This is a genomic window from Microbacterium sp. ProA8 (assembly GCF_039905635.1).
Taxonomy (GTDB): domain Bacteria; phylum Actinomycetota; class Actinomycetes; order Actinomycetales; family Microbacteriaceae; genus Microbacterium; species Microbacterium chionoecetis.
Genome location: NZ_CP157000.1, coordinates 2,093,128 through 2,104,279 on the forward strand (window position 1 = coordinate 2,093,128; position 11,152 = coordinate 2,104,279).

General features: G+C 70.8%; 9 protein-coding genes. 2 read left to right on the plus strand and 7 right to left on the minus strand.

Annotation, left to right across the window (positions count from 1 at the left end; translation table 11 throughout):
• Positions 1 to 26: 26 nt before the first annotated feature.
• From ABG085_RS09170 to ABG085_RS09200, 7 genes are all read right to left on the minus strand, one after another.
• Positions 27 to 902 carry a shikimate dehydrogenase gene (locus ABG085_RS09170; protein WP_347979066.1) on the minus strand — a complete coding sequence of 292 codons (876 nt, stop codon included), beginning with the start codon at positions 900 to 902 and terminating at the stop codon, positions 27 to 29.
• Positions 872 to 2,599: an endolytic transglycosylase MltG gene (mltG, locus tag ABG085_RS09175; protein ID WP_347979067.1), complete on the minus strand. Its 1,728-nt coding sequence runs from the start codon at positions 2,597 to 2,599 to the stop codon at positions 872 to 874. The genes ABG085_RS09170 and mltG overlap by 31 nt, the downstream gene beginning before the upstream one ends.
• Entirely contained in the window at positions 2,599 to 3,066 is a 468-nt protein-coding gene (ruvX, locus tag ABG085_RS09180) for a Holliday junction resolvase RuvX (RefSeq protein WP_347979068.1), read from the minus strand. The genes mltG and ruvX overlap by 1 nt, the downstream gene beginning before the upstream one ends.
• A gap of 13 nt (positions 3,067 to 3,079) precedes the next feature.
• A complete protein-coding gene (alaS, locus tag ABG085_RS09185; protein ID WP_347979069.1) occupies positions 3,080 to 5,737 on the minus strand; it encodes an alanine--tRNA ligase in 2,658 nt (885 codons plus the stop codon).
• Positions 5,738 to 5,828: 91 nt separating this feature from the next.
• A complete protein-coding gene (locus ABG085_RS09190) occupies positions 5,829 to 6,125 on the minus strand; it encodes an ATPase (RefSeq protein ID WP_347979070.1) in 297 nt (98 codons plus the stop codon).
• A 168-nt stretch (positions 6,126 to 6,293) separates the two neighbouring features.
• The gene (rpsD, locus tag ABG085_RS09195; RefSeq protein WP_194415420.1) at positions 6,294 to 6,923 is read right to left on the minus strand and encodes a 30S ribosomal protein S4; all 630 of its coding nucleotides are present in this window, start codon (positions 6,921 to 6,923) and stop codon (positions 6,294 to 6,296) included.
• 238 nt (positions 6,924 to 7,161) lie between these two features.
• On the minus strand, positions 7,162 to 8,481 hold the full coding sequence (locus tag ABG085_RS09200) for a replication-associated recombination protein A (protein ID WP_347979158.1): 1,320 nt from the start codon (positions 8,479 to 8,481) through the stop codon (positions 7,162 to 7,164).
• A gap of 352 nt (positions 8,482 to 8,833) precedes the next feature.
• On the opposite strand from ABG085_RS09200, the gene ABG085_RS09205 reads away from it, so the two are divergent.
• Positions 8,834 to 9,139, plus strand: a complete 306-nt coding sequence (locus ABG085_RS09205; protein WP_347979071.1) for a dioxygenase — start codon at positions 8,834 to 8,836, stop codon at positions 9,137 to 9,139.
• 109 nt (positions 9,140 to 9,248) lie between these two features.
• On the plus strand, positions 9,249 to 11,111 hold the full coding sequence (locus ABG085_RS09210) for a DUF349 domain-containing protein (RefSeq protein ID WP_347979072.1): 1,863 nt from the start codon (positions 9,249 to 9,251) through the stop codon (positions 11,109 to 11,111).
• Positions 11,112 to 11,152: the final 41 nt, after the last annotated feature.

Genomic DNA, 11,152 nt, shown 5'->3' on the forward strand with positions numbered 1-11,152 from the left:
CCAGTCTCCCACGCCCCGGACCGCGGTTACGCCGTCGGGGGCTCCTCGAGCACGCGGCGCATCGCCTGCAGCGATTCGTCCTCGCGCGCGAGAGGCGCGTCCGGATCGCCGTTGCGGAAGATCCGCACCTGCAGCAGTGCCTGGTGCAGCAGCATCCCGAGTCCTGACCGCGCCGGGTTCCCGGCACGCTCCCACGCGGCCGACAGTGCCGTCGGCCAGTGCCCGTACACCACGTCGAGGAGCAGGCCCCCGGCGGATGCCAGCGCGTCGGCCGCGGCATCCGCGATCGGCGCATCACCCGGCAGCGCCGCGATCGTGAGGGGCACGGCGGAGTGGTCGCCTGCTGTGAACGAGGCCGTCCGCACCGCGATCCCGAGGCGGCGCCCGAGTTCGGTCAGCGCTGTCACCGCCTCGGGCCGGCGCGCGACGACGTCGACTTCTTCGACGCCCAGCTCGGACAGCGCGACGAGGGCAGAGGTCGCGGTGGCGCCGGCGCCGACGATGCGGGCGCGTGCCACGTCGCTTATGCCGTCATCGGCCAGGGCCCGCACGATGCCGCCGACATCCGTGTTGAAGCCGCGCGTGCCGGCGGGATCCAGCAGCAGCGTGTTGACGGCGCCGGTCAGCTCCGCCCGGCGGTCGCGGGTGGACGCCGTCGCGAAGGCGACGCCCTTGAGCGGCATGGTGAGCGAGAGGCCGCGCCAGCTGTCATCGAGGTCGGCGAACTCCGCCGCGAACGACGACTCGTCGACCCGGCGCAGCCCGTACGACCAGTCCAGGCCGAGGACTTCGTAGGCGGCGGCGTGCAGCTGCGGCGAGCGGCTGTGCGCGATGGGATCGCCCCACACCTCCAGACGCGTCGCGTCGGCGCTCAGCACCCCGAGTCCGGGTGTTCGCTGCACCACGCCAGCATCTGGTCGACGTACTCCAAGTGCTCGCTGTAGCTGCTCGTGAAGATGGTCTCGCCGGTGTCCATGTTCACCGTGACGAAGTACAGCCACGGCCCGTCCGCCGGGTGCATCGCCGCGTCGATCGCCACATCGCCGGGATTCGCGATCGGACCGATCGGCAGCCCCGCGTGCACGTAGGTGTTCCACGGGTTCGGGTCGAACTGCGCCTCTTCGGACGTGCTCGCCGATCCCTCGTGCAGTTCGCCGTAGCCGTACTGCGCCGTCGAGTCCATCTGCAGGAGTCCGAAGGTCTCCTGGTTGGCCGGATCCATACGGTTGAGGATGACCCGTGAGACCTTCTGCATGTCGACCTCGAAGCGCGCCTCGCGCTGGATGATCGACGCGGTCGTGAGGATCTCCTGGCGCCTCTCAACGGGAACGCCGGCGGCATCGAGCGACTGCACCGTGCGGTCGACGAGCGTCTGGATCGCCGACTGCGCCGTCACGCTGGGATCGAACGTGTAGGTCGCGGGGAACAACCACCCCTCGAGCGGCTGGCCCCCTGCCGCGACGAGCGCCGGATCGACGGGGACGCCGTACGCAGACGCGTCGGCGGCGGCGGCCTGCAGATCGGCGAGCGGGATGCCGGTGCCCTCGGAGATCCGCTCGAGGGTGCCGTCGACGGTGTAGCCCTCGGGGATCTGCGCGGTGAACTCCTGCTTGTTCGCCGGGTCGAGGAGCGCCGCCAGCGCCGCCTCGCTCGTCATCTGCTTCTGGAGCTTGTACACGCCCGGCTGGAACATCGGGTTCTGCTCGCTCGTGATCAGGTAGTCGTAGAAGGCGTCCGGGGTCTTCGTCACACCCGCGTCGTACAGGGACTGCGAGATGGGCGATCCCGTGTCGCCCTGGTCGATCGTCACGAATGTCTCGCCGTTCGCGAGGCCCGCCTCGTAGTCCTTGGGCTCTTCCCAGCCCATGACTTCGCGGATCTGGTCTTCGTACGTCGTCCACACGTAGTACGCGCCGCCGGCGATGCCGCCGAGGATCAGCAGCACGACGCCGAGGGCGATCCAGCCGCCGATGCGCCGGCGCCTCTTGTTCTTCGGTGGTGGCACGTTCCCGATGTCCTCCGTCGAGGTGGAACCGCTGAACAGATCGTCGAGCGTCGCGACGGGGGCCTGGCGAGCCTGCTCGCGCCGGCCGTCTCGAGGTGCCGCCGAGGGAGCCGACGCAGCCGGGGCCGTCGGCGATGCGGCCGACGCCGGCGCGGTCGATGCCGCACCGGAACGGCTGTACGGCATGGCGGGACCCACGCCGGCATTGGCGAAGATCCACGAATCGTCCGCGCTGGACGGGTCGACGATGTCGACCGGCTCTGTCGTCGGCCGGGGCGCGCGCAGGGGGACGGGCTGGAACCCGCTGCCCGGCGCAGGGTCCGCGGGCGACGCGGGAACCCCGGCAGCGGCGGACGTCGGAGCCGCGCCGGCGGCGGGCGCAGGCGCGCTGGGACCGCTCCCGACGATGGGAGTGGCGCCCGTGATGAGCGATTCCCAGGTGGCTGCTGCCGCGGGTGCGGAAGCCGCGGGTGCGGGAGTCGGTGCCTGCCCAGTCTGGGTCGGCGTCTCGCCCGTCGCCGCGCGCTTCGCCGCTTCGCGGGCAGCGCGGCGCGACGGGGGAACTGCTTCGCCGTCTGGCGATGAGTCGGGCATCAGGCGGGCTCCTGGGGGACGGGGGTTCCGGGGGGTCGTCCGGTGCTCTTCTCGACGTCGAGCGCTTGCTGGAGCAGGACGACCGCGGCGACCTGGTCAACGATGCTACGCGAAGAACGCTGGGATCTGCCCGAACTGCGCAGTGCCGCGTGTGCCGAGACGGTCGAGAGCCGCTCGTCGACGAGTCGCACCGGAAGAGCGGATGCCGCCGCCAGGGCAGCGGCGAAGTCCCGGGCGTCCTGGGTCGACGCGGTGTCTTCACCGCGCAGATTCATCGGCAGGCCCACCAGCAGTTCGACCGCGGAGTACTCATCGGCGAGGGCCGTGATCCGCGCCACCGAGGCGTCGTCACGCGGCACGGTCTCGACCGGCGTGGCGAGCAGACCGTCCGGATCGCACGTCGCGACACCCACGCGGGCCTTGCCCACGTCGATGCCGAGCCGCCGGCCCCGCCTGAAATCGCTCATCGACGCGGCCCGTTCACGCGCCGAGTGCGTCCTTCACTGCGGCCAGCGCCGAAGGCAGGGCCGCGGCATCCGTCCCACCGCCCTGGGCGACGTCGTCGCGTCCGCCTCCGCCGCCGCCGAGCACTCCGGCCGCGCCCTTCGCGAGCGCGCCGGCCTTGGCCCCGGCCGTCCGCGCGGCGTCGTTCGTCGCGACGATCACGACCGGACGCTCGTTCACGACAGCTCCGAGTGCCACCACGGCGGCCTCGGAGCCCAGGCGTTCACGCACCTGCAGCGCCAGCGAGCGGACGTCGTCGGCGGACGCCGCGGTGCCCAGCGTCTCGGCGACGACGAGCGTGTCGCCCACGCGCGTCGCGCCGGCGGCGAGGGCGGGAAGGCGATCGCCGAGCGCCTTGGACTCGAACGCCGCGATCTTCTTCTCGGCCACCTTGAGGCTCGCCTGAAGCTCGGCGATGCGGGCGGGCAGTTGCTCGCGCGGCGCCTTCAGCGACGACGTGAGCTGCGACACGAGGGCGCGCTCAGCGGCCAGCGAGCGGAACGCGTCGAGACCCACGAGTGCCTCGACCCGCCGGTTGGACGCGCCCACCGACGATTCTCCGACGAGGCTGATGATGCCGATCTCGGCGCTCGTCGACACATGCGTGCCGGCGCAGAGCTCGCGCGACCAGGGGCCGCCGATGTCGACCATGCGCACCGTGTCGCCGTACTTCTCGCCGAACAGCGCCATCGCGCCGAGCGACTTGGCCTCGTCGAGGGCGAGGACCCGCGTGGTCACCTCGAGGTTGTCGCGCACCGCGTTGTTGGCGATCTCCTCGATCTCGGTCTTGGTGTCGTCCGAGAGGGCCTGACCCCACGAGAAGTCGAAGCGCATGTAGCCGGCGCGGTTGAGCGAACCGGCCTGCGTCGCGGTCTTGCCCAGCGTGTCGCGGAGCGCGGCATGCACCAGGTGGGTCGCGGAGTGCGCCTGGCGGGCGGCGCGGCGGTTCGCGGCATCCACCACCGTCGTCGCGGGCTGACCCACGCCGACCTCGCCGATGGAGACCTCGACGGTGTGGCTGATGAGCCCGGGAACCGGCTTCTGCACGTCGAGGACCTCGAGCTCGTAGCCCGGGCCGACGATGACGCCCTTGTCGGCGACCTGGCCGCCGGACTCGGCGTACAGCGCGGTCTCGGCCAGGATCACCTCGGCGATCTGGCCGACGCTCGCGCGGTCGACCGAGACGCCGTCGACGAGGACGCCCAGCACCTGCGACTCCGCCTCAAGGTCGGTGTAGCCGGTGAAGACGGTCTCGCCCTGGGCGCGCAGGTCGCGGTACACGCTCGTGTCGGCGAGCTGGCGCTTGCGCGCCCGGGCGTCGGCCTTGGCACGCGCGCGCTGCTCCTGCATGAGTGCGTCGAACGCCGCACGGTCGACGCTGAGCCCCGCCTCCTCGGCGATCTCGAGCGTCAGGTCGATCGGGAAGCCGTAGGTGTCGTGCAGCAGGAACGCCTCCGAGCCGGTCAGCGTGCTGCCGCCCGTGGCCTTCGTCTCGGCGAGCGACTCGTCGAGGAGCGACTCCCCCGCCGCGAGCGTGCGGAGGAACGTCGCCTCCTCGGCCAGGGCGTACTGCGAGATGCGCGCCCAGTCGGCCTCGACGACCGGGTAGGCGTCCTTCATGGCGTCGCGGGACGCCTCGAACAGCACGCCGAACGTCGGTCCGTCCACGCCGAGCAGGCGCATCGAGCGGATCGCACGGCGCATGAGGCGGCGCAGGATGTAGCCCCGGCCGTCGTTCGCAGGCGTGACGCCGTCCGACATGAGCATCAGCGACGAGCGGATGTGGTCGGCGATGACGCGGAACCGCACATCATCTTCGTGGTTCGCGCCGTACGTGCGGCCCGACAGCTCGACCGCCTTGTCGAGCACCGGACGCACCTGGTCGGTCTCGTACATGTTGTCGACGCCCTGCTTGATGAACGCGATGCGCTCCAGGCCCATGCCGGTGTCGATGTTCTTGTTCGGGAGTTCGCCGACGATGTCGAAGTCGTACTTGCTGCGCACGTTCGTGATCTCGTACTGCATGAACACGAGGTTCCAGATCTCGACGTAGCGGTCGTCGTCGGTGGCGGGGCCGCCGTCGATCCCGTACTCGGGACCACGGTCGAAGAAGATCTCCGAACACGGACCGGCGGGCCCCGGGAGGCCGGTGCTCCAGTAGTTGGTGTCCTTGCCGAGGCGCTGGATGCGCTCCGCAGGCAGGTCGGTGAGCTTCAGCCAGAGATCGTGCGCCTCGTCGTCCTCTTCGTAGACGGTGACCCACAGGTCCTTCTGATCGAAGCCGAGTCCGCCATCGGCCTCAGAGCTCGTCAGCAGATCCCAGGCGTAGCGGATGGCGCCTTCCTTGAAGTAGTCGCCGAACGACCAGTTGCCGAGCATCTGGAAGAAGGTGCCGTGACGCGGCGTCTTTCCGACCTCTTCGATGTCGTTGGTGCGGATGCACTTCTGGTTGTCGGCGGCACGCGCGTACGGCGCGGGGACGTCGCCGGAGAGGTACGGGATGAACGGCACCATGCCGGCCACCGTGAACAGCAGCGCCGGGTCGTCGGTCACCAGCGATGCCGAGGGGACGATGGTGTGGCCGTTCTTCTCGAAGTAATCGAGGAAGCGCTGTGCGATCTCGGCGGTCTTCATTCGGGTCCTTGCGTGTGCGTGCGAATGCGTGCGTGTTCTGGGTATCCGGCGACCGGTGCCGGGGCGTGGGCGCGGAGAGGCGGGCGGCGGGTCAGTCGGTGAGCTTGTCGGCCGCGTCGTCGGCCGCGTCGGCGACCTTCTCGACGACATCGGATGCCACAGCCCGGGCTGATCCGACGGCGTCTGCGGCGGCATCCCGCACGTCGTCGACCAGGCCGGCGAACCGCGCTTCCTGCTCGCGGTAGGCGTCGCCCATGCGGTCGGTGAACTCCGTGATGCGGGCGTCGACGTCGGCCAGGATCTCGTGGCCGCGCGGGTCCTTGTCCATCAGGTGCGCGAGCACGAACCCGCCGGCGATGCCGAACAGGAACCACAGGAGGTTCTTCATGTCACCACTTCCTCGCGGGCCGCCGGGGCGCGGCATCCCCCCATCGTAAGCGGAAACGCTCACGGCCATGCCGATGGGCGCGCGCGGGTGGAACGACGAAGGGCGCCGGGGTGAAACCCCGACGCCCTTCTGCTTCGGTCGTTGAGCGAGCGAAGCGAGACGAAACGCTTAGCGCGCCGCGTAGTACTCGACGACGAGCTGGACTTCGCAGACCACGGGGACCTCGGCGCGCTTCGGGCGACGCACGAGACGGGCCTGGAGCTTGTCGAGCTCGACCTCGAGGTAACCGGGAACGGGCGGCAGGACCTCGGCGTGACCGCCGAGCGCTGCGACCTGGAAGGGCTCGATGCCCTCGCTCTTGGCCTTGACGTGGATGAGCTGACCCGGCTTCACGCGGAAGGACGGGCGGTCGACGAGCTGGCCGTCGACGAGGATGTGGCGGTGCACGACGAGCTGGCGAGCCTGCGCGGTGGTGCGGGCGAAGCCGGCACGCAGCACGAGCGCGTCCAGACGCATCTCGAGGAGCTCGACGAGGTTCTCACCCGTCAGGCCCTGGGTGCGGCGGGCCTCGTTGAACGTGTTGCGCATCTGCTTCTCGCGGATGCCGTACTGCTCGCGCAGACGCTGCTTCTCGCGGAGGCGGACGGCGTAGTCGCTGTCCTGCTTGCGCTTGGTGCGGCCGTGCTCACCCGGCGCATAGGGGCGCTTCTCGAGGTACTTGGCTGCCTTGGGGGTCAGCGCGACGCCGAGGGCGCGGGAGAGGCGGACCTTGCGGCGGTCCTGGGACTTCGTTGCCACGAAGTGTTCCTTTCGATGACGCTGCCGTGTCTTTCACGGCTCGCGGACGTATCGCCCTGTCTTCGCCCTGTCCGGAATGCACGCCGGGGCATGCCGGAAGGTCGTTCAAGAAGAGAGGGGATGCCCGAAAACTGCGTTTCGAGCCCCTCAACCTTACCAGATCCGCTGCGCCGCCTTTCTGAGGACGCCAGGGGCGCCACGGCGGGGCCGACGCGAGGCGCCGCGCGACGACCGGCGGTCAGCGTTCGCCGTCGAGGATGCGCCGGATCTTCTCGAGGCGGGCCTGCACATCGCGCTCCGCCCCGAGTGCTTTCGGCTCGTAGTACCGGCGCCCCTGAAGCTCGTCGGGCAGGTACTGCTGCGCGGCGATGCCGATCTCGGCATCGTGCGGGTAGACGTAGCCCTTGCCGTGGCCGAGGCGCTTCGCTCCCGGGTAGTGCGCATCGCGGAGGTGCACGGGTACGCGGCCGAAGCCGCCGGCGCGCACGTCGGCGATCGCGGAGTTGATCGCGAGGTAGGCGGCGTTGGACTTGGCCGTCGTCGCGAGATAGGCCGTCGCCTCCGCCAGCGGGATGCGGCCCTCGGGCATGCCGATGAACTGCACCGCCTCGGCGGCGGCCACCGCCATCGGCAGCGCATGCGGGTCGGCGAGCCCGATGTCCTCTGCGGCCGAGATGATCAGGCGGCGCGCGATGAAGCGGGGGTCCTCCCCTGCCTCGATCATCCGCGCCAGATAGTGGATCGCGGCGTCGACGTCCGAGCCGCGGATCGACTTGATGAAGGCGCTGATCACGTCGTAGTGCTCGTCGCCCTGGCGGTCGTAGCGCAGCAGCGCGCGGTCGACAGCCTGCGCGACGTGGTCGGCGGAGATCTCGGGGACGCCGTCGGCGGCATCCTCGTCGTCGTCCCGGTCTTCGTCGCTCTCGTCCTCCTCCGGCACCGCCAGCGACGCCGCCGCTTCGAGCGCCGTCAGCGCCCGCCGTGCGTCGCCCGAGGCCAGGCGCACCAGCGCGTCGCGGGCTTCGTCGCCGAGCGCGACCGCTCCGGCGAGCCCGCGGGGATCCGCGACCGCACGGTCGAGGAGCATGCGGAGGTCATCGTCGGTCAGCGGCTTCAGGGTGAGCAGCAGCGAGCGCGACAGCAGCGGCGAGATGATCGAGAACGACGGGTTCTCGGTGGTCGCCGCGATGAGGACCACCCAGCCGTTCTCGACGCCCGGCAGCAGCGCGTCCTGCTGGGCCTTCGTGAACCGGTGGATCTCGTCGAGGAACAGGATCGTGGACTGTCCGTACAGGTCGCGCTGGGTGAGCGCCTCCTGCATGACCTCGCGTACGTCCTTCACCCCGGCCGTGACCGCCGACAGTTCGACGAAGCGCCGGCCCGACGAACGGGCGATGGCCTGCGCGAGCGTGGTCTTGCCGGTGCCGGGCGGGCCCCACAGGATCACCGAGGTCGCGGCGCGGGCCGCGGCATCCGGATTCGCGAGCGTCACGAGAGGCGAGCCTGCCCGGAGCAGGTGCGACTGCCCCGCGACCTCGTCGAGCGACGTGGGACGCATCCGCACCGCGAGCGGCGTCAGCCCCTGGAAGAGGGCTGTCGGTGCGCCACTGCTCCCCGAGGCCCCGCGCGACGTGCCGCCGGCGCGTGGAGAGGAGGCAGGGACGGTCATCTCATCAGGCTATCCCGCGGCCACGACACCGGATCCGCCGCGGTTTGGTCGCCGCCGGACGGCCCCGTAGGATCATCCCGCCTGGGGCGCGGACCCGCGTGCACGCGCGACCGGCATGGACACAGCGACTGCTCGCTTCGTCCCGCCGTCCTGCCGCGCATGAGGTGACGAGCGTGAGACAGGGCGAGCGAGCCTGACGCAAGACCGAACGAGCCTGACGCAAACCGAATGAGGAGGTCACGTGGCGACCGGTGGCAAGAACCGTGATGCGCGGGCTGCGCGCGACCGCACCCGACTGTACGAGGCGCGACGTCAGTTCCACGAGGGGCAGGCGCGACGCCGTACGCGTGACAACCTGATCGCCGGCATCGTCGGCGGTGTCCTGGTCCTCGGTCTCATCGGCGCCCAGACGGTCTACTTCGTGGCCGGCCCCGGTGCCCCCGAGCCTGCGCCCTCGTCCACGCCGACGCCCACAGCGACCACGCCGGCGCCGACTCCCTCGCCGACGACGCCCGAGCCGAGCGCGACGCCCGCGCCGACGCCCTGACTTCTCGGGCTCGGGGCCGCTGCACCATCGGAGACGAGGCATCCGCCGTACTAGGCTGTGAGCCGTCCTACTCCCTACAGACGGCGTGAGCCGCGATGAGGTGCATCCCGTGACTGCCGCAGCAGATTCCCAGCCCGAAACCGACGCCCCCGAGGCACCGGACAGCGACGCCGCTGTCACCGCGAACGAAGCGGGGACGTCGGAAGACGCCGCAGCCGCGGCACCCGCCGACACCGCCGCGGAAGGGGTCGAGGACCCCGCACCCGCGGAGGAATCCCCCGCCGCCGAGATCGAGTCCGAGGATTCGAGCTCTGCCGAGGAACCCGCCGACGCCGAGACCGCGGCCGAGGCTGAGCCCGCGGTTGACGCCGTCGAGCCTGCGGCTGAGGCCGAGGGGCCTGCGGCTGAGGCGGACGAGCCTGCGGCTGAGGCGGACGAGCCTGCGGCTGAGGCGGACGAGCCTTCGGCTGAGGCGGACGAGCCTTCGGCTGAGGCCGAGGAGCCCGCGGCTGAGACAGACGAGCCCGCGGCTGAGACAGACGAGCCCGCGGCTGAGACAGACGAGCCCGCTGCCGAGTCGGCGGGTGAGACTGAGCCCGCGGTTGACGCCGAGCCCGCAACCGACGCCGACGAGCCCGCGGCTGAGCCCGAGGACGAGGCTGAGCCTGCCGCGGCTGACGTGCCTGCTGCGGCGCCCAAGCCGATGGCGCCCAAGAACGTCACGACCGCGCCCGCCGCGCCGGCTTCGGACGAGCCGTGGGGCCGCGTCGACGAGGACGGCACCGTCTCGGTCCGAGAGACCGATGGCTGGCGCGTCGTCGGGCAGTACCCCGACGGGTCTGCCGAAGAGGCGCTCGGGTACTTCGAGCGCAAGTACAACGATCTGGCCAGCGAAGTGACGCTCCTCGAGGTGCGGCACCGTCGCGGCGGGGCATCCGTCTCGGATCTGCGTTCGACCGCACGCACGATCAACGGCAAGCTGCGGGATGCCGCGGCCGTCGGCGATCTCGCGAGCCTCGTCGCGCGTGTCGCCGCACTCACCCAGACGCTCGCCGCCGAGTCCGAGACCGAAGCCGTGGCCGCGCGCGAGGCCGTCGACGACGCCGTGAAGGCGCGCACCGAACTCGTCGAGAAGGCGGAGGCTCTGGCGGCGCGCGATCCGCGCACCGTGCAGTGGAAGCAGGCCACGTCCGAGCTCAATTCGCTCTTCGATCAGTGGCAGTCGCAGCAGCAGAACGGCCCGAGGCTGCCGAAGTCGACCGCCCAGCAGCTCTGGAAGCGATTCCGCGACGCTCGTGCGACGGTGGACAAGCACCGCCGGGCGTTCTACGCCGAGCTGGACGAGGCGCACAAGGGCGTTCGCGACCGCAAGACACGCCTGGTCGAGCGGGCCGAGGCCCTCTCGACGAAGGGCGAGGACGGCATCCCCGCCTACCGCGACCTGCTCGACGAATGGAAGACGGCAGGTCGGGCCGGCAAGAAGGTCGACGACGCGCTCTGGGCGCGGTTCAAGGCCGCCGGTGACGCCCTGTACGGCGCCCGGATCGAGCGCGAGACGGCCGATCTCGAAGCCTCGCGCGAGAAGATCGAGCTCAAGCGCGCGCTGCTCGAAGAGGCGAAGGTCGTCGCCGACGAGCGCGACATCGCGAAGGCCCGTGCCACCCTGACGGGCGTGCAGCGCCGCTGGGACGAGGTCGGCCGGATCTTCCCGCGCGACACGGAGCGCTCGCTCGACGACGAGCTTCGTCGTATCGAGAACGCGCTGCGCTCGCGCGAAGAGGCGGACTGGAAGCGCAACGATCCCGAGCAGAAGGCACGCGCGAACGACATGACGCGCCAGCTGACGGACTCGATCCGCAAGCTCGAGGACGAACTCGAGGTGGCGAAGAAGTCCGGCGACAAGCGGGCCATCGCCAACGCCACCGACGCACTCGAGGCACGCAGGACCTGGCTCAAGGCGCTGGGCGGCTGATTCCTCGTCACTGAGTTGCACGGCTCAGCCGTCTCCAGCGG

Excerpts from the sequence above, each read along its gene's own strand:
- mltG (WP_347979067.1), bottom strand. The coding sequence starts at position 2,599 with ATGCCCGACTCATCGCCAGACGGCGAAGCAGTTCCCCCGTCGCGCCGC.
- ABG085_RS09190 (WP_347979070.1), bottom strand. The coding sequence starts at position 6,125 with ATGAAGAACCTCCTGTGGTTCCTGTTCGGCATCGCCGGCGGGTTCGTG.
- alaS (WP_347979069.1), bottom strand. The coding sequence starts at position 5,737 with ATGAAGACCGCCGAGATCGCACAGCGCTTCCTCGATTACTTCGAGAAG.
- ABG085_RS09200 (WP_347979158.1), bottom strand. The coding sequence starts at position 8,481 with ATGCGTCCCACGTCGCTCGACGAGGTCGCGGGGCAGTCGCACCTGCTC.
- ruvX (WP_347979068.1), bottom strand. The coding sequence starts at position 3,066 with ATGAGCGATTTCAGGCGGGGCCGGCGGCTCGGCATCGACGTGGGCAAG.